The organism is Burkholderia semiarida (assembly GCF_029268935.1).
GTDB classification, from domain to species: Bacteria; Pseudomonadota; Gammaproteobacteria; order Burkholderiales; family Burkholderiaceae; genus Burkholderia; species Burkholderia semiarida.
Map to the genome: position 1 here is coordinate 28,035 of NZ_JAHLCL010000003.1, position 20,588 is coordinate 48,622.

Here is a 20,588-nt window from a genome sequence, read left to right on the forward strand (position 1 = left end):
AGCAACGCATTAGCGGGGCGATCATGAGTACGGCTTCTCCGCCCACCTCGCCGCTGACCGGGGCCCCGGCCCCCGCCGACGACACACTGCGCTATCGCGCACCGCGCTGGCTACCCAACAGCCATGTGCAAACCATCGTGCCCGCGCTGTTCGCGCGGCGTCCGGTTGTCGCCTACCGGCGAGAGCGATGGGAAACGCCCGATCACGATTTCATCGATCTCGACTGGGTCGCGCACCTCGACAGCGCGGCGCCGGCGCCCGACGCGCCGCTGTTCGTGCTGTTCCACGGCCTCGAAGGCAGCTCCGGCTCGCACTACGCGCTCGCGATGATGGCCGCCGCGCGCGCGAAGGGCTGGCACGCCGTCGTCCCGCACTTTCGCAGTTGCAGCGGCGAGATCAACCGCCAGCCGCGCTTCTACCATCTCGCGGACAGCGCCGAGGTCGACTGGATCCTGCGCCGGCTCGCCGGGCAGCATCGCGGGCCGCTGGTCGCGGCCGGCGTATCGCTCGGCGGCAACGTGCTGCTGCGCTGGCTCGGCGAGCATCGCAGCGACACGTCGATCGTGCGCGCCGCCGCCGCGATCTCGACGCCGATCGACGTGCACGCGGGCGGCCGCGCGCTGTCGCAGGGGTTCGCGATGGTCTACACGCGCAGCTTCCTGAAGACGCTGAAACGCAAGGGACTCGCGAAGCTCGAGCAGTATCCGGGGCTGTTCGACCGCGACGCGATGCTGCGGGCCGTGACGATGCGCGACTTCGACGAAGTCGTGACCGCACCGCTGCACGGCTTCGCGAACGCGGACGACTACTGGACACAGGCCACGACCCGCCCGCTGCTGCGCGCGATCGACGTGCCCACGCTGCTGCTCAACGCGCGCAACGATCCGTTCCTGCCCGAGTCCGCGCTGCCGGGCGCCGCCGACGTGTCGCCGGCCGTCGAGCTCGACCAGCCCGCGCACGGCGGCCATGCGGGCTTCATGACCGGCCCGTTCCCCGGCCGCCTCGACTGGCTGTCGGCGCGGGTGTTCGGTTATTGCTCGAAATTCGTCGACCATGGATGACATCGTCAGGCAGGCGCTCGCCAAATGGCCGAACGTGCCGCATTGCACCGGCTGGCTGCTGCTCGACCGGCGCGGCACATGGCGGCTGCGCGACGACGCGGCGCAGGCGGCCGGCGAGCTCGGCTCGCCGGTCCGGCATGCGGCGCTGAACGCGTTCATCGGCCGCAACTACGCATGCGACGCGCAGGGCCAGTGGTTCTTCCAGAACGGGCCGCAGCGCGTGTACGTCGAGCTCGCCTATACGCCGTGGATCGTGCGGCTCGCCGAACGCGACGGGCAGCTCGCGCTCACCGACCAGACGGGCGCCCCGTTCGAACCGGACGCAGCCTGGCTCGACGACGGCGGCGGCGTGCTGTTTCGCGAGGCCGGCACACCCCCGCGCATCGCGGCGCTGCACGACCACGATCTCGGGCTATTCGCCGATCACGCGGATTTCGATGCCGAGCCGCCCATGCTGCGTTGGCGCGACGGCCGCACGCTGCCGCTCGGCAGCATCGCCTGTGCCGACGTGCCTGCGCGGTTCGGCTACGTCGCGAGCCCGGCGCGCCACGCATGCGACGCCGCCGGCAGCAGCAACTGACCCGCCCCGGCGCCGTCGGCGTTCGCCCCGTGGCGGCCGCTACCCGCGGCCGTTCTTCTCGTCGTCGCGCTCTTCCTTGTAGCGCGCCTCGAACTCCAGCAGCCGCGCGCCGATGATCGACTGCTCGTAGAACGACACGTCCTTCGCATCGCGCGCTTCCTTCAGTTGCCGGATCGCCGACGGCCACGCGCCGTCGAGCGCCAGTTTCTCCGCCAGCGCCCGGCGCCGCGCGAGCACGTCGCCCTTGCCGTCGCTCGCCTTCGCGAGGTAATCCCACCAGTCCGGCTGTTCGGGGTCGGCCTTCGCTTGCGCCCGGGCGAGCGTCTGCGCTTCGGCGAAACGGCGCGCGGCGAGCAGCGCCTGCAGGTGCGCGACGATCGCCGCGTGCGACGCCGGCCAGCGCCGCTGCGCGAGCGCCGAGAGCCGCACCGCGTCGTCGGTGCGGCCCGCGCGGCGGGCGATGTCGGCGGCCAGCACGTCGAGGCTCGGCGAACTCGTCGCCGGATCGTCGTCGCGCCGCTCGCGCGCGTCGAACGCGCCGCGCGCCGACGCGAGCGCCTTGTCCGCCGTGTCGTACTGGCCGAGCAGCGTGTTCGCGAGCGCGATGCCGTACCAGTTCGCCGCGACGTTCGGCGCGGTGCGATCGTCGATCTCGAGCTGCATCCGCCGCGCCTCGGCCGAGATGTCGGTCGGCGCCCGGTTCTGCAGCACGCGAAGACGCGCACGCACGAACCCGTATTCGGCCGACTGGCGCGGCTGCCGGTACGGCGCGCGGCGCGCGCGATCTTCCATGTCGGCAATCCGCTCGCCGGTCAGCGGGTGCGTGCGCGCATAGGCCGGCACGCCCGCATCGCCCATCGACGCGCGGTCGAGCCGCTCGAAGAAGCCCGGCATCCCGTACGGGTCGTAGCCGGCCCCCGCGAGCAGCTGGAAGCCGACGCGATCGGCCTCCCGCTCGGCCGACCGCGAGAAGCGCAACTGGTTGTCGACCGCATACGCCTGCCCGCCCATCGCGATCGCGCTGCCGAGATCGCCGCTGCGCGCGAGCACGCCGGCCAGCACACCGAGCAGCATCGTCGCCAGCGCCGTGTAGCCGGTCTTCTCGTTCGCGCCGATCATCCGGGCGATGTGCCGCTGCAGCACGTGGCCCATCTCGTGGCCGACCACCGATGCGAGCTCCGATTCCGTCTGCGTCGTCACCACCAGCCCGCTGTTGATCCCGATGAAGCCGCCCGGCATCGAGAACGCGTTGATCTGCGGATCGCGTACCGCGAACAGGTCGAAGTCCGGCGTGTAGCCGCCGATGTAGCGCGCGGCCGCCGCGGCCGCGAGCCGCGCCGCCATCGCGTTCAGGTAGTCGCGCACGAGCCAGTCGTCGAGATAGTCGGGATCGCGCCGCACTTCGCGCATCACGCGCTCGCCGAGCCGGCGCTCGGCTCGCGGCGTCAGCGAACCGCCGGAGCCATCGCCGAGATCGGGCAGCTCCAGTGCACGCAGCGGCGCGCGCAAGCTCGCGACGGGCGCCGACGCACCGGCCGCGCCCGAGAATCGGCTCTCCGCGCCGCCGTATGTACCGAACACGCCGGTCGCGATGCCGGACGGCACGGTGGAAATCGACGTCCCGCCGCCGGCCGCCGGCTCGAGCGGTGGCGCGGATGCGCTCTGAGCATGGCCGCCCGGCGGCAGCGCGAGCGCCGCCGACAGCGACACGGCAAGCAACTGTTTGACACGCATGGCAGGATGAAAACGACGCCGTCCCGCGCGAGCGGCGCGCATCGCGGCGTTTGGTCTGAATATTCGGGTCATTGTACCGGCGCCGCGACGACTGTCCCGTGCCGCGCGTGCGTCATCTGCGCCCCCGGCGACGCAGGCGCCGCTGCTATGATAGGCGCCCGTCGCGAGGCTGGATCGGTTCGCCGCGTCGGCATGGGTTCCGGTACCCGGCCGATCGCGAAGCAGCGATCGACGGACGTGCGCGCGCACTCCGTTCTCACAAGAGGAAGACATGTCAGGACTCACCCATTTCGATGCCGCCGGCCATGCGCACATGGTCGACGTCGGCGACAAGCAGGAAACCCGGCGCATCGCGATCGCGCGCGGCACGATCCGGATGCTGCCGGCCACGTTCGCGCTGATCCGCGACGGCAAGGCCAAGAAAGGCGACGTGCTCGGCGTCGCGCGCATCGCGGCGATCCAGGGTGCCAAACGCACGGCCGACCTCATCCCGCTGTGCCACCCGCTCGCGCTCACGCGCGTGGCCGTCGACTTCGAACTCGACGACGCGCTGCCCGGCGTGCATTGCGTCGTGCAGGTCGAGACGTTCGGCCGGACCGGCGTCGAGATGGAAGCGCTGACGGCCGTCCAGGTCGGGCTGCTGACCGTCTACGACATGTGCAAGGCCGTCGATCGCGGAATGGTGATCACCGACGTGAGCGTGCGGGAGAAACGCGGCGGGAAGTCGGGGGACTGGAAGGCGGAAGACGCGGCGGGCTGAACGGCCGGGCGCGGCCGGCCCGCAAATTCGAGATAAAGCCGTTTATCTCATACAATTACCGGATTCCGCACGAGAGAGCGTGCGAACCAGCAAAACAGCACAACAAAGCGAGCCCTGGTGATGAATTCGCAAGCGTCAAGAAGCGCGTTGCTGGCCGGACCGGTCCAGCACGAGCGCCTCGTCAAGCTGGATACCCCGCTCGGCCCTGACGTCCTGTTGCCGCAGCGGGTCACGGGCCGGTCGCGGCTCGGACGCCATTTCGAGTTCACCGTCGATACCGTGTCGGTATCCGACGACGTCGAACTCAAGAAACTGATCGCGCAGCCGGTAACGCTGTGGATCCAGCAGGCCGACCAATCGTACGCGCCACACCACGGCTACGTGCATGCGGTCCGACGGCTCGGATCGGACAGCGGCCTCACGCACTTTCAGGTCGTTTTTGCGTCGTTCCTGCACTTCCTGAAATTCCGCCGCGATCAGCGGATCTGGCAGGACCGGTCGGCAGACGACATCATCGCCGACGTGTTGAACCAGCACCCGCAGGCCAAGGGCCGCTTCACGTTCAAACTCTACCAGCCGCTGCCGTCGCGCTCGTTCTGCATGCAATACGAGGACGACTGGAATTTCGTCCATCGCCTGATGGAATCGGAAGGCCTGTACGGTTTCTGGGAACAGGACGACGACGGCAAGTCGCACCGACTCGTCATCGTCGATCGCCTCGATGCGTTGCCCGCGCTGTCGCCGCGAACCGTGCGCTTTCATCACGCGGGCGCGGGCGACGAAGCCGACACGCTCGTCCAGTTCGCCGGTACGCGCACGCTGCGAAGCGTCGCGCGCACCACGCGCACGTTCGACTACAAGCAGCCGCCCACCGCGTCGAATCCGAAGGCCACTCACACGCCGACGATCGCGAACCAGGGCGACCTGCCGGGGCAACTCGAAGTCTACGAATACACGGGTGCGTACACGTATCCCGAGCAGTCGCGCGGCGACCATCTGTCGAAGATCTGGATGGAGGAACAGGAATCGCACGCCAAGCGCTTTCACGGCGTCGGCGGCGTGCGACGCATGGACGCGGGACGCACGTTCGAGTTCGCCGATCATCCCGAACATGACAAGGACGATGCCGGTCAACGCGAATTCGCCGTGATCGAGACGACGTGGATCATCGTCAACAACCTGCCCGTGGCCGACGAGTCGGCCGTTTTCCCGCACAGCCTGCAGGCCGAAATCGGCCGCCTCATGCGGGAAACCGATAACGACCTGTCGCGCGTGCGGCATCCCGACGGCAGCGAGGGCTTCTTTCAGATCCGCATCGAAGCGCAGCGCACGACGGTGCCGTTCCGCAGCCCGTTCGAGCATGCGAAGCCGCCGATGCACCTGCAATCGGCGATCGTCGTCGCCCCGCAGGGCGAAGAGGTTCACACGGACGAGCTCAACCGGGTCAAGGTCCGATTCCACTGGGACCGCGTGAACGACGGCGACGAAAAGGCGTCGTGCTGGCTGCGCGCCACGGCGTCCGATTCGGGCAATGGCTACGGCGCCGTTCACCCGCACCGCGCCGGCGAGGAAGTGCTGGTCGATTTCCTCGGCGGCGACTGCGATCGCCCGATCGTCGTCGGCAAGGTCTACAACGGCGCGACGCGTCCGCAATGGCACAGCAACGGGCTCCTGTCCGGATACCGGTCAAAGGAATATGCGGGCGCCGGCTACAACCAGCTGGTGCTCGACGACGCGACCGCACAGAACCGCGTGCACCTGTACAGCAGCCAGGCCAACACGCACTTGCACCTCGGCTACCTGATCGACCACACGGGCAACAACCGCGGCAGCTATCTCGGCAGCGGTTTCGACCTGCGTTCCGACGCATACGGCGCGGTGCGCGCGAACCGCGGGCTGTATGTGACGACGCATCCGAAGCAGGCGGCAAGCCAGCCGCTCGACGTCGACGAGACGCGGGAGCAGCTCGTGCGCGCGCAAGGGCTGATCGACGCCATGTCGCAGGTCAGCGCGCAGCATCAGGGCGAATCGCTCGACGCCGGCCACACGGCGCTGAAGCAGTTCAGCGATGCGACGCAGCACAGCGTGGGCGGCAACAGCGCCGGCGGCAGGACCTCAGGTGGCGGAACCGGCTCGGCCAATGCGTTCAAGGAACCCGTGATGCTGTTCGGCAGCCCGGCCGGCATCGGGCTGTCCACGCAGCAATCCGCGCAATTTGCCGCGGACCAGCACATCAACCTCGTCAGCGGGCAAAGCACGCACGTCGCCGCCGGCAAATCGCTGATCGCCAGTGTCCTCGACCGGATCAGCCTGTTCGCGCAGAACGCTGGGATGAAGCTGTTCGCCGGCAAGGGCAAGGTCGAAGTGCAGGCGCAGGCGGACAACATCGAGCTGACCGCACAGAAGGCGCTGAAGCTGATCGCCGTCACGCAATCGGTCGAAGGCGCCGCGGCGAAGGAGATCCTGCTGACGTCCGGCGGCGCTTATATCCGCATCGCGGACGGCAACATCGAGGTGCACGCGCCCGGCAAGATCGACATCAAGGGCGCGCAGCATGCGTTCAGCGGCCCCACCCACCTGTCGCAAACGATGCCGACGCTGCCGAACTCCAGCGGCAACTACGACCAGGCGTTCATCGCGCACTGGGCCGGCACCGACATTCCGGTCGCGAACACGCGGTACCAGATGTTCTCGAACGGCAAGCTGATCTCGGAGGGCGTCACCAACGCGGCAGGCGAGACGGGGCTCACGCAGAGCCACGTGCCGCACGACGTCGTCGTCAAGTTTCTGGGGAAATCGAATGGCTGACGGACAACACGACAAGGTGCTCGGGACAGGTGCGGCGATGCTCACCCCGACGGGATACCAGGATCGGCCGAAGGTGCAGATCAACATCTGCGACAAGCATGTGACGCCGGCACCGAAATGGGTCGTCGGTACCTGCCCGTTTTACTATCGGCCGCTTCACGGCGAATACTGGGAGACGGTCCAGAAAGTCAGTATGTCGAGCATATGGGAAACCGTGAAGAAGTTCGCCACGTCATGGGATCCTTGGAAAGACAAGAAGGTCGCCCAGGAATTGCTGCATCGGCGCGAAAACCTGATCAAAACGGAAAGCACGGATTCCGACTGGTCGCGCCACGGCAACTTCATGATGCGTCATATCGGGTGCGGACATAAACCACCCGATTACTACGTTAGTTACGGCTACTACTATTGCTCCGACTATGGCAAGAATCTTTACCCTCGACTCAGCCGCCAAGGGAAAGCGTGGTTGAACAAAGCGCGGAAATTGCTTCAGGTCAACATGGAAGACGGCCTGAATCAGAACATGATGGGCGACACGATCCAGATGGCCAGTCCGACACCCGGAAACGGTAGCGTCGACATGACGTGGCCACAGTTCGAACTCGAAATGAACACAGAAAAGTTCAAGGAATTCGCATTCAAGACGCACCCGATGGCCTATCTCGACGGCGGATTGGCAGACCTGCCGATCATGGATCTAGTCAAGATCGGGATGCGCCCGAACATTCAGGAATGGGGCGACGGAAGAACGTGGGGACAGGCAGTCGATTCGGCCATCCCCGTGCTCAGGAACAAGGCCGACGCATGGGACGTCGATGATCCGGTCGGCAAGGCCCTCGGAAGGCTGCTGGTGAAGTGACATGCGAAAAAGCAAACAATGGCTTTTGATCGCGGGATGCGCGCTCGCTCTACCGATCGCTATTTACGGATATACGGAAATGACTTCAGGGTGGGAAACAGTATCGACCGAATTCATGCGCAACGAGAAGCCGTACGGTGCGGGCGCATTTCGCGTACAGCGCAACGACTTCATGTCATTGAAGGTCGCACGACCGGAACTCACGTTCAAGCCGGAAAGCGAGCAGAAGAACCCTGACGTCGCGGAGTTCGCCGAACCGTGGATGGACGATTCGAACCAACGGCTGAACCGATCGACCGTGAGTTTCCTGCGCGGCACGCTAGGCGGCAGCTCCGTGCGTCACTTTCAGGAACCGGGCCAGACCGCGTCATGGTGGTACTCGCCTGACTGGCGAATCCTGTACGTAAGCACCGGCTGGATGGATTACGCGGCACCGCGCCCCGGCGACGGAGCGGCCCCTCAGACGACCAAGCTCTGGAAGTCGAGCGATGGCGGTCAGCACTGGACCCAGCTCGAATGGCCGGCGAACCGCAACATCAACCGCTTGCTCTTCATAGACTCGCAACGAGGCTACGCCATCGGCTGGGGGCCGCACGTATGGCGAACGGCAGACGGCGGGCAAACGTGGCAGGAAATCACGGAGCCACCTGGTGCCGCCGTCCAAGGCAAGCCGCGCGGGACTTTCGACGGATCCAGCCTCGGTCCGGACGGCATATTGCGCATCGCCTATCAGGTCGAAAACGCCGAACATCGGCAACCGGCAGCCGTTGTCTGGCGGCTCGCGTGGAGTCAGCAGGATTTCGTCCGGGAAGCGGTGCTGCCCGGACAAGTTGTCGTCAGCCTCGAATCGCCACCGGCACCCGTCCGCAATTACGCGGTGTATGCGTTGTCGCGTACAAGCGGCGAATCCGGCAGTGGTCGTGGTGCGGGCGTCATTTCGACCTGGACCAGCGAGCATCCCGATCACATCCAGCAGCTGCATGCGTTCGACAGCTCGCTGACGCTCAACGGACTAAGCGCGGGTCGCAACGGCGTCCTGCTGGTTCACGCGACCGATCCGAACGTCGCGAACGGCGGTGGCGCGCCGATCGATCTGACCATCAGCAGCACCGACGGTGGGAAGACATGGCGGCAAACCGCCGACAAGGCTTCGCAGGGCGGCTACTTCGACCCGGAAACGAATACGCTCTATTCGGTGTTTGCCTACACACTTCGGAAACGGCAGTTCTGATCGCTACCAGACGCATTTGCCGTGGGCCGGGTCCGCAGAATCGGACGACGCCTGCGGCATGATCGGCCTCATGCCCTCTTCTCCATTGACTCCAGCCCACCCCGTGCGCAACCGGTCCAGAGCGAAGTGGCTGGCAGCCATCGCGATCGGCAGCATCGTAGTGATTCTGCTGTTCGAAAACACAGGCCCTCGATGGGAAACCGTTTCGTCGAAGGTGACGTGGCCCGACCGACCGGCGGGTGTAGGTGATTTTTACGTCACCGGCAATGAAATCATGTCGCTCACGGTCGCCGACCCTGTGGTGACGCTGAAGCCTCCCGGCGAGTGGAAGAATCCAATGGTCGCGGAACCCACCGAAGCGTGGATGAACAACGCAGCAGAAACCCTCAATCGGCGGACCGTAAATTTCTTCCGTGGCACCCTCGATCAAGGGCTGCAGCGCTTCTTGCAAGCGCCGGGCCAACACACGGCGTGGTGGCATTCGCGAGACGGTCAGGTCCAGGTCATCGGCGTCGGCCGGACTAGCTACACGGCGCCACATCCGGCAGACGGCCTCGTCTCGCAGCAAACCCGTGTCTGGAAATCGCTCGACGGCGGCCGTCACTGGTCACCGCTCGACTGGCCCGAGCACGAGGATATCGCTCAGTTGCTCTTCATCGACGCGCGACGCGGTTATGCGATCGGTCGGGGCCCGGCCGTGCGGCGAACATCCGACGGCGGCGTGTCCTGGCAGCGGATTGCACTACCGCCGGATGCAGCCGTCCGCGGTGCTCCCTGGCGCAGCTTCGCAGGAGTAAATCTTGGGCCCGACGGCACCCTGCGAGTGACCTACCCTGTCGACCGGTCGGCTACGGCCCCTGCCCGCAGCGTCGTATACCGACTCGCGCCAAATCAGCAGGCGTTCGTTCTCGATACCGTCTTACCTGACCAGACCGTCACTCGACTCGTGTCTGCGCCCGCCACGGCTGGCGGCTACGTGCTTTACACGCTGTCTCTCCTCGATAACGAGAGCGGCGAGGATACTGCACCGGATCGCGCACGCCGGACCGGCGTGCTTTCGACGTGGGCGAACACGCGCCCCGACCAAGTCCGGCAAGTGACGACGTTTGACAGGAAGCTCATCCTGAGCGGCCTCGACGTGGGCCGCGATGGCCTATTGCTCGTCTATGCGACCGACCCCGGGCAGGCAATCGATGATCCACCGATCCCCCTGATGATCAGCAGCACTGACGCAGGCAAGACCTGGAAGCAGAATATCGACGCGATCGTCTATCACACTCGGTATTTCAATCAGGATACGAACACGCTGTACTCGTTGCTCGATGAAAGACTGAGGAAACTGTCGTTCCCGGTCCGAAATAACCGTGCCTTACAAGACCGAATCCCGCTGCTACGACGGGAGACTCAATTCGATGAATAAATCACTGCGCCGCGCCGCGCTCGTCATTCGGCGCGCCGCGGCTCGAACACGAACGGTTGCGTGAGCAGGAACGGATTCGCCGTCGCGCCCGTCTGCGTGCAACTCGCGTGCGTCATCGCCTCGACGGCCGCGCGATCGGCCGCCGCATTGCGGCTGCTCGTCGTCACGGTCACGTTCTGCGCTTCGCCGGACGTCGTCATCAATGCGCGCACCAGCACGGTCGCCTGGCGCGTGAGCGGCTTCGCGGTATCCGGATAGACCGCGCGCGGAATGTGGCAGGTCAGCTTGCTTTCCTGCGACGACGTCAGCATCGCGCAGCCAGAAAACAGCATCGCGACGGCGGGCAGGATCAGGTAGGTTGAGCGGATAGCCATGGTCGAATATCGTTCTTGAGTACTGGTCTGGGCACGCGCGCCGCACGACGGAAGCCTTCCCCGGCCGCGCCGCGTGTGTCGCACCGCGCCGCGGCCATCGGACCGGCGCCCCGTTACGGCCGCACGGCCGAGCGACGCTCGACCGCGATCCTGTTCGTGGAATGTCCCGGATAGCCGCGGGCGTTTTCTACGCTCGCACCGGTTAGCCCCGCGCCGCTTTCATGCGAGCGCTTTCGCGCATTGTGCACGCGCCACCCGGTCAACGGCGGCGATTTGACAATGGTTGACGCGAATCGCCGCCCATTCGAGCGGACTCCACGCGATCCGCGATGTAATCGATACCCGACCGGCGTGGCGCGTTGCGCGTGCACCGGGCCGCGGGGCCCGACGTCGATCCGCCTTCATCGCAACCGATAGACGCCGGTATTCCCCGTGCCGGCACGCGCAGCCGTCAATCCGAATCGTCGTCGTCCGAGTCGTCGCCCGCGTCGGCCGGCGCTTCCCCGTACTTTGCTGCCAGTGCGGCCCGGAACGTCTTCAGCGTCGGCTCGTCATCGCACAGCTTGTACAACGCGGCCAGCTGTTGCGGCCAGTCCTTCAATTCCTTTGCAAACACATGCAGGCGCGCGACGGTATCGAGCGCGTCGGCTTCGCGGCCGGCCAGCGCCTGCAGCACCGCGTAGCGGCGCAGCACCGTCTCGCCCGGCAGCAGCGCGATCGCGCGCTCGTGCGCGGCGAGCTTGAGCGGCAGGTTCTCCGACGAAATGGTGAGCAGCGTCGCCGCACCGTAATCGCCCCATGCGCCGAACAGCCGCGACGGCGCATCGCGATACTGCGCGGCCGGGCTGCTGCCGTAATAGAGCACTTCCGCGCGCTGGTAGTCACGCAGCACCGGCACCGCCGCCAGCACGCCACCGAACGACAGCACCGCGAACAGCCCGAATGCCGCGCGCCCCGGCAGGATGCGCAGCGGCTTCACGTCGAGCAACCCGATCACGAACATCGCCGGCAGCAGGAAGAACATGTATTGCTGCGGATACTCGACCAGCGCATGCATCAGCAGGATGCCGATCAGCGCGAAACCGAACACGCGCATGCTCGACTGCGGCGCCCGCACCGCGCGCACGAACCACGCGACGAGCGTGACGGCGAGCACGCCGAGGCCGACCAGACCAGACTTCGCGAGCAGATCGATGAAGATGTCGTGCGAGTTGTTCGCGATCTCGACGCCGCCGAGCGTGCGCGCGAGCGCAAACTGGTGCGACGGGAATTCGCCCCAGCCGACCCCGAGCAGCGGATGCTCGCGGAACATCGCGAGCCCGTACTTCCACAGCGCGAGGCGCGGCGCGATCTGCCCGGCGTCGCGCATCCGGTCGGCTGCCGACTCCGCGAGATTCAGGTGGTAGTGCACGTTGGCCCAGCGCACCGCGACGTTGACCGCGATGAATGCAACGGCGAGCACGACCGGGATCAGCCACGCACGCGCATTGCCCTGCGTGCGGCGCGATTCGACCCACGCCATCCAGAACCCCGCGACGACCATCACCGCGACCTGCAGCCACGGCCCGCGCGACACCGTCAGCGCGAGACCGACCGACAGCACGATCGACAGCGCGAGCCATGCCCACACCGCGAGCCGGCGCGTCTGCACCAGATACAGCGCGCCCGCCATCGCGAACGCGATATAGCTGGCCAGATGGTTCGCCTGCGCCATGTTGCCGTACGGACGGCGGTCGACCGCGATGTTGTACACCACGACGAACGGCGAGACGGCCGACTCGAGGTGGAACAACTGCACGATCTGCGTGCCGACCGCGAACACGCCGCCGACGAGCAGCGCACCGGCCATCATCCGCGACACGGTTTCCGCGATCCCGTCGCGCGCGAGCGCGTAGCCGGCCTGCATCGCGACGAGCGCCGCGGCCAGATAACCGAGCGCCAGCCAGTTCATCGACGGCACCTTGAGCGGGATCAGCGCCAATTGCGCGATCAGCACCACCGCGAAGCCAATCGGCACGACGAACGCAGCCGGCGCGGCGAACGGCTTGACCGGCCGGCCCGTGCGCGCGAGCAGCACGACCGATACGCCCAGCAACAGATACAGCACGAGCGCGGAAAACTCGGAATAGAAGGTCGGGATCGGATACGTGTGATTCGTGATCGCATACGGCACGATCAGGGCGACAGCCAGCGCAACGAGCGACAACGAACGGGAAAAAGTAGAAGGCATGAGCGAACCGGGTGTCAGCAACCGGCGCACTATACAAAACTTTCCCCGCTCTGTGCGGCGCACGCGCGATGAACCGCGGCGCGGCCGCCGCCGCATCGGACACGCGGCGGCCGGCTTTGCGCACGGGCCACCGCCCTTCCATACCGGCGGCGGCGCTACGCACGGCACTCCGCGGGCGCATATTTCGCGGGCAGCGTCGCGGCGTTACCCGGCAACGGCCCCGCTCCCGGCGCGGGCAGCGACGATGCCTCCTTGCCGGCGGCGAAACATTCCCACGCGATCGCGCCCGCCTGTATCGCCCCCTTTTTGAGCGGTACGCGCGCGGTGGGCGCATCGGCCTTGTCTGGCGCGGACGGTACGAGCACCAGCGTATTCGCGCCAGCCGCGGCGACGCGGGGGGTAAACGCGACCGTGATCTGGCCGGTGGCGCCGTCGATCGCAACCGATTCGACGTTGCGGGTCGCGGCAGGCGGGCTGTAGCCGCCGTCGAGGCTCGCGCCGCTCGCCGCGTTGTCGGCAACCGCGAGCCGCGCCGACGACGCGAGCGCAAGGCCCTCGCCGACGCGCGACCGCGCGAGGTAATCCTGGTACGCGGGAATTGCATAGGCGGCGACGACGCCGACGATCGCCAGCACGATCATCAGTTCGATCAGCGTGAAGCCGGCCGGCCGCCAGCGCGGCGACGGCCGGTTCGCGCGCCGCAGGTCGGCGGCAACGCGACGAAACAGGGAAACGGAAAAAGCTTCGAACATGACAGGCTCCGGAAACGAAAAACGCCTGCCGATACAGGCAGGCGTCTCGATCGTAGCCAGCGGGCCGCGAAGCCGACAGTCGGCCGGATGGCCAGTCAGGGCGCGTGCGTCACGCCGCGGCGCTTCCTGAGCGCGTAACCGATCGCCACGACGAACAGCGCGCCGGCGATGCTCGCGCCATAGACCACCGACGGCGAATCGAGCACCGGCCAGCGGTCGCCGACCGGGTCGTTCACGATCAGCCCGCCCGCGATCCAGCCGAGCAGCCCCGCGCCAAGCGCCACGACGACCGGGAAACGGTCGAGCAGCTTCAGCACCAGCGTGCTGCCCCACACGATGATCGGCACGCTGACGACGAGCCCGAAGATCACGAGCGCGAGCCGGTGCGACGGATCGGCCTGCTCGGCCGCGCCGGCGATCGCGATCACGTTGTCGAGGCTCATGACCGCATCGGCGATCACGATCGTCTTCACGGCATCCCACAGCCGGTCGGCCGGTTTGATGTTGTCGTGCGCGTCGGCGGCCGGCGCCATCAGTTTGATACCGATCCACAGCAGCAACAGCCCGCCGCCGAATTTCAGGAACGGTACGTCGAGCAGCGCGACCGCGAACGTGATCAGCGCGACACGCAGCAGGATCGCCCCCGCGGTGCCCCAGACGACGCCGCGCAGCCGCTGGTTCGCCGGCAGGTTGCGGCACGCAAGCGCGATCACGACCGCGTTGTCGCCGCCGAGCAGGATATCGATGATGACGATCTGGAGAATGGCGCCCCAGTGCAGCGAGGTCAGGAATTCGAGCATGGAGGTGAGGAAAGGACAACGGCCGCCTCGCGGGCGACCCGGTTCATCGCCGGCACATGCATGACGCATGCCCGGTGCTTACGAATTCATTGCGGGAGCATAACAAAAAACGCCGGCAAAGCCGGCGTTTTCTGCAGGACGAGCCCAACGGAAACAATTACAGCGCCTTCTTCAGCAGACGGCCCATTTCCGACGGGTTGCGCGTGACGGTGATGCCGCACGCTTCCATGATTTCCAGCTTCGCTTCGGCCGTATCCGCACCGCCCGAGATCAGCGCGCCGGCGTGGCCCATGCGCTTGCCCGGAGGCGCCGTGACGCCCGCGATGAAGCCGACGACCGGCTTCTTCATGTTGTCCTTGATCCACTCGGCGGCGTTGGCTTCGTCCGGACCGCCGATTTCGCCGATCATCACGACCGCATCCGTATCCGGATCGTCGTTGAACATCTTCATCACGTCGATGTGCTTCAGGCCGTTGATCGGGTCGCCGCCGATACCGACTGCCGACGACTGGCCGAGGCCGAGTGCCGTCAGCTGCGCAACCGCTTCGTACGTCAGCGTGCCCGAACGCGACACGACGCCGATGCGGCCCTTGCGGTGGATGTGACCCGGCATGATGCCGATCTTCAGCTCGTCCGGCGTGATCGTGCCCGGGCAGTTCGGCCCGAGCAGCAGCGTCTTGCGGCCTTCGCGACGCATGCGGTCCTTCACTTCGATCATGTCGCGCACGGGGATGCCTTCCGTGATGCAGATCGCGAGATCGAGGTCGGCTTCGACCGCTTCCCAGATCGCAGCGGCCGCGCCTGCCGGCGGCACGTAGATGACCGACACGGTCGCGCCGGTTTCCGCCTTCGCTTCCTTGACGCTCGCGTAGATCGGAATGCCTTCGAAATCTTCGCCGGCCTTCTTCGGGTTCACGCCCGCGACGAATGCTTCGCGGCCGTTTGCGTATTCACGGCAGGCGCGCGTATGGAACTGACCGGTTTTGCCGGTAATGCCCTGCGTGATGACCTTCGTGTCCTTGTTGATCAGAATCGACATGTATTTTGACCTCTGTTCGATGGGCGTCGCGAGCAAGCCGCGCCGCCCTACGTGTTCATTAGCGCGTGCTTACTTGCCTGCGGCAGCCGCGACGACCTTCTGCGCGGCTTCTTCCATGCTGTCCGCCGAGATGATCGGCAGGCCCGAATCGGCCAGCATCTTCTTGCCGAGGTCCTCGTTCGTGCCCTTCATGCGCACGACGAGCGGCACGTTCAGGTTCACGGCCTTCGAACCGGCGATCACGCCTTCCGCGATCACGTCGCAGCGCATGATGCCGCCGAAGATGTTCACGAGGATCGCCTTCAGGTCCGGGTTCTTCAGCATCAGCTTGAACGCTTCCGTGACCTTCTCGGTCGTCGCGCCACCGCCGACGTCCAGGAAGTTCGCCGGCTCGCCGCCGAACAGCTTGATGGTGTCCATCGTCGCCATCGCGAGGCCCGCGCCGTTCACGAGACAGCCGATGTTGCCGTCGAGCGAGATGTACGCGAGGTCGAACTTCGACGCTTCGATTTCAGCCGGATCTTCTTCGTCCAGATCGCGGTACGCGACGATTTCCGGGTGACGGAACAGCGCGTTCGAATCGAAGTTGAACTTCGCGTCGAGTGCGGTAACCTTGCCGTCGCTGGAGACGTTCAGCGGGTTGATTTCAGCCAGCGATGCGTCGGTTTCCCAGAATGCCTTGTACAGGCCTTGCAGGATCGCGCGCGCTTGCGGAATCGACGCGGCCGGCACGCCGATCTTCGCGGCGAGGTCGTCGGCCTGCGCGTCCAGCAGGCCCGTCGACGGCTCGACGATGACCTTGTGGATCAGTTCCGGGTGCTTTTCGGCGACTTCCTCGATGTCCATGCCGCCTTCGCTCGAACCCATCAGCACGATCTTCTGCGAGATGCGGTCGACGACGAGGCTGACATACAGTTCCTGCTTGATGTCGGCGCCTTCCTCGATCATCAGACGGTTGACCTTCTGGCCTTCCGGGCCCGTCTGGTGCGTGACGAGCTGCATGCCGAGGATCTGGTTCGCGTATTCGCGCACCTGTTCGATCGACTTCGCCACCTTCACGCCGCCGCCCTTGCCACGGCCACCCGCGTGAATCTGAGCCTTCACGACCCATACCGGGCCGCCGAGCTCTTCCGCCACCTTGACGGCCTCGTCAACCGAGAACGCCGGCTTGCCGCGCGGTACCGCGACTCCGAATTTCCGCAGGATTTCCTTACCCTGGTACTCGTGAATCTTCATGCGTGATTCCCTTCAGTCTGAGAGTTGGATGAAAAGTCGCTTAAGACGCTTCTTCGAATGATTTCCGTTCATTCCTTCGTGCTGCCTTCACCGGGCAGATCCGGCCGAATCGGGCCGTACCAGCGCGGGTAGTACTGCCGTACGACCTCGCCGTCGAATCGCAGCGCCCGGCAGCGGCCGAGCTGGAAAGGCGGTTCGGCGTGCACGCCGTCATGGTCCGGCCCTTCGCCGCCCTCCTCGCGCACGTTCCACACATCACCGGCGAACGCCTGGATCGCGGCCGTCGGCAGCACGGCGCACAGTTCGGTGAGATGGGAACAGCCGGCGACGCCGGCGAGCAGCCGGTTCGCGTTGCGGCGGAAATTGCGGAAGAGGTTGAGCCCGATGAGGGCCCGATAGGCGGGAGAAGCGGATTGACAGTGACCGGGATAGGGAACCCATTCCGAAGACGCTTCGGCGTCGACGACATTGAGGTCACGATCGATGGTCACGCGTAGCCAGAGTTCGTGGATCGGCAGGCCCTGGGGCCGGATGCCCGACGCAAGCGCGACATCGCGCGGCTTGTGGTCGGTCAGGCAGGCTTCGATGTCCCACAAGCCGTCGCCGCGCTCGTAGGCTTCCGCTCGGATTGCGCGTCGATGTCGCAACTGACGGGGCACGGGCTCGGATAGCGGCATGCTGGAGGTTGAGGCCGAAGAGGAAAACCCGTGGATTTTAGCATATTGGGTATTTGAGACATCCGGCCTCGACGGCGGGTATTCCCGCCTGTCCGGAAGCGGTTGCGATGCAGCAAAATCGCGCGCCCCGCGCGCGACCGGGCGGCTCAGTCGTCGAGCGGGAAATCGTCGCCGACCTTCAGCAACTTCACGATGGTCGCGCTCGAGAAGCCGCGCGCGGCAAGGAAGCGCGCCTGCTTCGCGCGCTCGGCGGGCGTTTGCGGCAGCGCACCGAATTTCTTGCGCCACACGGCCTGCGCGCGCGTCAACTCGGTCTCGCGCAATTGGGCATTCACCGCTTCGACGAGGCTGTCGCCGACCGCATGGCGCTTCAGTTCGCTGACGATGCGCGCGACGCCGACGCGCGACGCGCGGCGATGCACGAGACTCTCGGCGAAGCGCGCGTCGGACAGCCAGCCTTCCTGTTCCAGCGCATCGAGCACCGGTTCGACGGACTCGTCTTCGCCGACGTAGGGGGCGAGCTTGCGCGCAAGCTCCGCGCGGCTGTATTCGCGCCTTGACAGATAACCGAGCGCACGGCCCTTCAACGACCGCGGCGGTTTCGACGGCTTGCGCTCGCCTACGCCCGACGCGTCGCTCGAAGCAGCGCCGCGGGAAGATGCGCCGGCAGTGCGACGTATGCGGCGCGGATGCTGGCTGCTGCGCGTATAGACATCTTCCGTCGCGGGCGCATCGGCTGCGCGATCGTCCGGGACGCGATCGCCCGGGAAGCGGACACCGGACACGCGACGGCGGGAGCGGTCGTGCGCGTCGAACGACTCATCGTCGTCGAACGGGTCGTCCGGTGCGGCAATCTCAAACGAAACGAGGGCATCGTCGGATGCCCTCGTCGCGGTGCGGTTCGCGGCGTTGCCGCCTGCGCCCCGCCGGTCGGCGCCCGAGGATCCGGCTCGCCGCCCGGAGCGACCCGCCGTTTCGGGCGTGTCGTGCTCCGCCGGCTCGCCAGCCTGACCTCGGCGCGCAACCATCACTCTTCTTCGTCCATCGCCTCGGCTTCGTTGACTACGCCATCGGGCATCGCGACGACACCGAGCGATTCGCGGATGCGGTTCTCGATCTCGCGCGCGATTTCCGGATTTTCGCGCAGGAATTCACGCGCGTTGTCCTTGCCCTGGCCGATCTTCTCGCCGTTGTAGCTGTACCAGGCGCCCGCCTTGTCGACGATCTTCGCCTGCACGCCGAGATCGATGATCTCGCCCTGGCGCGAAATGCCTTCGCCGTACAGGATGTCGAAGATCGCTTCGCGGAACGGCGGCGATACCTTGTTCTTGACGACCTTCACGCGGGTTTCGTTGCCGATCACCTCGTCGTTCTTCTTGATCGAGCCGATCCGGCGGATATCGAGACGCACCGACGAGTAGAACTTCAGCGCGTTGCCGCCCGTCGTGGTTTCCGGGTTGCCGAACATCACGCCGATCTTCATCCGGATCTGGTTGATGAAGATCACGAGGCAGTTCGTGCGCTTGATCGTGCCGGTCAGCTTGCGCAGCGCCTGCGACATCAGGCGAGCCTGCAGACCCGGCAGCGAATCGCCCATCTCGCCTTCGATTTCGGCCTTCGGCACGAGCGCCGCGACCGAGTCGATGACGATCATGTCGATCGAGCCCGAGCGCACCAGCGCGTCGGTGATTTCGAGCGCCTGCTCGCCGGTGTCCGGCTGCGAGATCAGCAGCTCCGGCACGTTCACGCCGAGCTTCGCGGCATATTGGACGTCGAGCGCGTGCTCGGCGTCGATGAACGCCGCGGTGCCGCCCAGCTTCTGCAGCTCGGCGATGACCTGCAGCGTGAGCGTGGTTTTACCGGACGATTCCGGACCGTAGATCTCGACCACCCGGCCGCGCGGCAGGCCGCCGACGCCCAGTGCGATATCGAGACCCAGCGAGCCCGTGGAGACGACCTGGATATCCTCGGCCGCTTCGCCGTCGCCCATGCGCATGATCGAGCCTTTGCCGAACTGCTTCTCGATCTGCGCGAGTGCGGCCGCCAGCGCCTTGCTCTTCTCGGCGGTCATCCCGGAGCCCTTCTTGCTATCTTCCATGAATCGTCCTTTGCTATGATGAGCAGCGTCTGTTAAAGGCGCGCCCGCTTTCAAGCGCCGCCCACGAATGCAGACACTGTATAAAAAAACAGTGTTTTATGCAAGCCCGCAATGCAGGCTGCGTTGTACACGGATAACTTCGGAGACAGCCGCGCCGGCACGAACGCCTCGCCGGCCATCGGTCAGCAACATGCGAATTCTCATCGCCGAAGACGACAGCATACTCGCGGACGGCCTCACCCGGTCACTCCGCCAATCGGGCTATGCCGTCGATCACGTGAAGAGCGGCGTCGACGCCGACACCGCGCTGTCGATGCAGACTTTCGACCTGCTGATTCTCGATCTCGGGCTGCCGAAAATGTCCGGGCTCGACGTGCTCAAGCGCCTGCGCGCCCGCAATTCCAATCTCCCCGTGCTGATCCTGACCGCCGCCGACAGCGTCGACGAGCGCGTGAAGGGGCTCGACCTCGGCGCCGACGACTACATGGCCAAGCCGTTCGCGCTCAACGAGCTCGAGGCGCGCGTGCGCGCGCTGACCCGGCGCGGCGCGGGCGGCGGGCCGACCGTCGTGCGCCACGGCTCGCTCGCGTTCGACCAGGTCGGCCGCATCGCGTATGCGAACGATCACGTGCTCGATCTCTCGGCGCGCGAACTCGGCCTGCTCGAGGTGCTGCTGCAGCGGATCGGCCGCCTCGTGTCGAAGGAACAGCTCGTCGATCACCTGTGCGAATGGGGCGAGGAAGTCAGCAACAACGCGATCGAAGTCTACGTGCACCGGCTGCGCAAGAAGATCGAACCGAGCGGCGTGCGGATCTCGACCGTGCGCGGCCTCGGCTATTGCCTCGAGAAGGTCGCGCCCGCGACGCCGGCCGACCCGGCGGCGCCCCAGCCCGCGGCGGCCGGCACGCCGCTGCGCTGACGCCGGGCGG

Annotated in this window: 18 protein-coding genes; 8 read left to right on the forward strand and 10 right to left on the reverse strand. The window is 66.2% G+C overall.

Annotation, left to right across the window (positions count from 1 at the left end):
• Positions 1–23 precede the first annotated feature (23 nt).
• Positions 24–1,061: a hydrolase gene (locus KPB06_RS03870; RefSeq protein ID WP_059578575.1), complete on the forward strand. Its 1,038-nt coding sequence runs from the start codon at positions 24–26 to the stop codon at positions 1,059–1,061.
• Positions 1,054–1,641 carry a DUF2946 family protein gene (locus KPB06_RS03875; protein ID WP_059578578.1) on the forward strand — a complete coding sequence of 196 codons (588 nt, stop codon included), beginning with the start codon at positions 1,054–1,056 and terminating at the stop codon, positions 1,639–1,641. The genes KPB06_RS03870 and KPB06_RS03875 overlap by 8 nt, the downstream gene beginning before the upstream one ends.
• 39 nt (positions 1,642–1,680) lie before the next feature.
• Here KPB06_RS03875 and KPB06_RS03880 read toward each other — a convergent pair whose 3' ends face one another.
• A complete protein-coding gene (locus tag KPB06_RS03880) occupies positions 1,681–3,375 on the reverse strand; it encodes a M48 family metalloprotease (RefSeq protein ID WP_060011305.1) in 1,695 nt (564 codons plus the stop codon).
• A gap of 271 nt (positions 3,376–3,646) precedes the next feature.
• On the opposite strand from KPB06_RS03880, the gene moaC reads away from it, so the two are divergent.
• The 5 genes from moaC (at position 3,647) to KPB06_RS03905 (ending at position 10,453) form a co-directional block, all read left to right on the forward strand.
• On the forward strand, positions 3,647–4,135 hold the full coding sequence (gene moaC, locus KPB06_RS03885; RefSeq protein ID WP_050014564.1) for a cyclic pyranopterin monophosphate synthase MoaC: 489 nt from the start codon (positions 3,647–3,649) through the stop codon (positions 4,133–4,135).
• 120 nt (positions 4,136–4,255) lie between these two features.
• On the forward strand, positions 4,256–6,943 hold the full coding sequence (locus KPB06_RS03890) for a type VI secretion system Vgr family protein (RefSeq protein WP_059578582.1): 2,688 nt from the start codon (positions 4,256–4,258) through the stop codon (positions 6,941–6,943).
• Complete coding sequence (locus KPB06_RS03895) at positions 6,936–7,802, forward strand: calponin homology domain-containing protein (protein ID WP_059578584.1); 867 nt, start codon at positions 6,936–6,938, stop codon at positions 7,800–7,802. Before KPB06_RS03890 ends, KPB06_RS03895 begins: the two co-directional genes overlap by 8 nt.
• A 79-nt stretch (positions 7,803–7,881) precedes the next feature.
• Positions 7,882–9,033: a WD40/YVTN/BNR-like repeat-containing protein gene (locus KPB06_RS03900; RefSeq protein WP_059578587.1), complete on the forward strand. Its 1,152-nt coding sequence runs from the start codon at positions 7,882–7,884 to the stop codon at positions 9,031–9,033.
• 70 nt (positions 9,034–9,103) lie between these two features.
• On the forward strand, positions 9,104–10,453 hold the full coding sequence (locus KPB06_RS03905; RefSeq protein ID WP_059578795.1) for a hypothetical protein: 1,350 nt from the start codon (positions 9,104–9,106) through the stop codon (positions 10,451–10,453).
• 23 nt (positions 10,454–10,476) lie between these two features.
• Here the strand turns inward: KPB06_RS03905 and KPB06_RS03910 are convergent, their stop codons facing one another.
• From KPB06_RS03910 to recA, 9 genes are all read right to left on the reverse strand, one after another.
• Positions 10,477–10,827 (reverse strand): TonB family protein, encoded by a 351-nt coding sequence (locus KPB06_RS03910; protein WP_059578589.1) that lies wholly within the window; start codon positions 10,825–10,827, stop codon positions 10,477–10,479.
• Positions 10,828–11,278: 451 nt separating this feature from the next.
• Positions 11,279–13,057, reverse strand: coding sequence for a PglL family O-oligosaccharyltransferase (locus tag KPB06_RS03915; RefSeq protein ID WP_059578593.1), 1,779 nt, complete (start codon positions 13,055–13,057; stop codon positions 11,279–11,281).
• A gap of 155 nt (positions 13,058–13,212) precedes the next feature.
• Complete coding sequence (locus KPB06_RS03920; RefSeq protein ID WP_059578595.1) at positions 13,213–13,809, reverse strand: pilin; 597 nt, start codon at positions 13,807–13,809, stop codon at positions 13,213–13,215.
• 95 nt (positions 13,810–13,904) lie between these two features.
• On the reverse strand, positions 13,905–14,609 hold the full coding sequence (locus tag KPB06_RS03925) for a TerC family protein (RefSeq protein WP_059578598.1): 705 nt from the start codon (positions 14,607–14,609) through the stop codon (positions 13,905–13,907).
• 157 nt (positions 14,610–14,766) lie between these two features.
• A complete protein-coding gene (gene sucD / locus KPB06_RS03930) occupies positions 14,767–15,648 on the reverse strand; it encodes a succinate--CoA ligase subunit alpha (RefSeq protein WP_006477916.1) in 882 nt (293 codons plus the stop codon).
• 69 nt (positions 15,649–15,717) lie between these two features.
• Positions 15,718–16,884 carry an ADP-forming succinate--CoA ligase subunit beta gene (sucC, locus tag KPB06_RS03935; RefSeq protein ID WP_059578600.1) on the reverse strand — a complete coding sequence of 389 codons (1,167 nt, stop codon included), beginning with the start codon at positions 16,882–16,884 and terminating at the stop codon, positions 15,718–15,720.
• A 68-nt stretch (positions 16,885–16,952) separates the two neighbouring features.
• Positions 16,953–17,561, reverse strand: a complete 609-nt coding sequence (locus tag KPB06_RS03940; protein WP_050014576.1) for a DUF2889 domain-containing protein — start codon at positions 17,559–17,561, stop codon at positions 16,953–16,955.
• Positions 17,562–17,707: 146 nt separating this feature from the next.
• On the reverse strand, positions 17,708–18,589 hold the full coding sequence (gene recX, locus KPB06_RS03945; protein WP_059578603.1) for a recombination regulator RecX: 882 nt from the start codon (positions 18,587–18,589) through the stop codon (positions 17,708–17,710).
• Entirely contained in the window at positions 18,589–19,659 is a 1,071-nt protein-coding gene (recA, locus tag KPB06_RS03950; protein ID WP_059578606.1) for a recombinase RecA, read from the reverse strand. The genes recX and recA overlap by 1 nt, the downstream gene beginning before the upstream one ends.
• A gap of 190 nt (positions 19,660–19,849) precedes the next feature.
• Here recA and KPB06_RS03955 point away from each other — a divergent pair, with 190 nt between their 5' ends.
• The gene (locus tag KPB06_RS03955) at positions 19,850–20,578 is read left to right on the forward strand and encodes a response regulator transcription factor (protein WP_059578609.1); all 729 of its coding nucleotides are present in this window, start codon (positions 19,850–19,852) and stop codon (positions 20,576–20,578) included.
• Positions 20,579–20,588 lie beyond the last annotated feature (10 nt).

Excerpts from the sequence above, each read along its gene's own strand:
- moaC (WP_050014564.1), top strand. The coding sequence starts at position 3,647 with ATGTCAGGACTCACCCATTTCGATGCCGCCGGCCATGCGCACATGGTC.
- KPB06_RS03905 (WP_059578795.1), top strand. The coding sequence starts at position 9,104 with ATGCCCTCTTCTCCATTGACTCCAGCCCACCCCGTGCGCAACCGGTCC.
- KPB06_RS03895 (WP_059578584.1), top strand. The coding sequence starts at position 6,936 with ATGGCTGACGGACAACACGACAAGGTGCTCGGGACAGGTGCGGCGATG.
- KPB06_RS03955 (WP_059578609.1), top strand. The coding sequence starts at position 19,850 with ATGCGAATTCTCATCGCCGAAGACGACAGCATACTCGCGGACGGCCTC.
- KPB06_RS03870 (WP_059578575.1), top strand. The coding sequence starts at position 24 with ATGAGTACGGCTTCTCCGCCCACCTCGCCGCTGACCGGGGCCCCGGCC.
- KPB06_RS03875 (WP_059578578.1), top strand. The coding sequence starts at position 1,054 with ATGGATGACATCGTCAGGCAGGCGCTCGCCAAATGGCCGAACGTGCCG.
- KPB06_RS03880 (WP_060011305.1), bottom strand. The coding sequence starts at position 3,375 with ATGCGTGTCAAACAGTTGCTTGCCGTGTCGCTGTCGGCGGCGCTCGCG.
- KPB06_RS03900 (WP_059578587.1), top strand. The coding sequence starts at position 7,882 with ATGACTTCAGGGTGGGAAACAGTATCGACCGAATTCATGCGCAACGAG.
- sucD (WP_006477916.1), bottom strand. The coding sequence starts at position 15,648 with ATGTCGATTCTGATCAACAAGGACACGAAGGTCATCACGCAGGGCATT.
- sucC (WP_059578600.1), bottom strand. The coding sequence starts at position 16,884 with ATGAAGATTCACGAGTACCAGGGTAAGGAAATCCTGCGGAAATTCGGA.
- KPB06_RS03915 (WP_059578593.1), bottom strand. The coding sequence starts at position 13,057 with ATGCCTTCTACTTTTTCCCGTTCGTTGTCGCTCGTTGCGCTGGCTGTC.
- KPB06_RS03940 (WP_050014576.1), bottom strand. The coding sequence starts at position 17,561 with ATGCCGCTATCCGAGCCCGTGCCCCGTCAGTTGCGACATCGACGCGCA.
- KPB06_RS03925 (WP_059578598.1), bottom strand. The coding sequence starts at position 14,609 with ATGCTCGAATTCCTGACCTCGCTGCACTGGGGCGCCATTCTCCAGATC.
- KPB06_RS03890 (WP_059578582.1), top strand. The coding sequence starts at position 4,256 with ATGAATTCGCAAGCGTCAAGAAGCGCGTTGCTGGCCGGACCGGTCCAG.
- KPB06_RS03910 (WP_059578589.1), bottom strand. The coding sequence starts at position 10,827 with ATGGCTATCCGCTCAACCTACCTGATCCTGCCCGCCGTCGCGATGCTG.
- recA (WP_059578606.1), bottom strand. The coding sequence starts at position 19,659 with ATGGAAGATAGCAAGAAGGGCTCCGGGATGACCGCCGAGAAGAGCAAG.
- KPB06_RS03920 (WP_059578595.1), bottom strand. The coding sequence starts at position 13,809 with ATGTTCGAAGCTTTTTCCGTTTCCCTGTTTCGTCGCGTTGCCGCCGAC.
- recX (WP_059578603.1), bottom strand. The coding sequence starts at position 18,589 with ATGGTTGCGCGCCGAGGTCAGGCTGGCGAGCCGGCGGAGCACGACACG.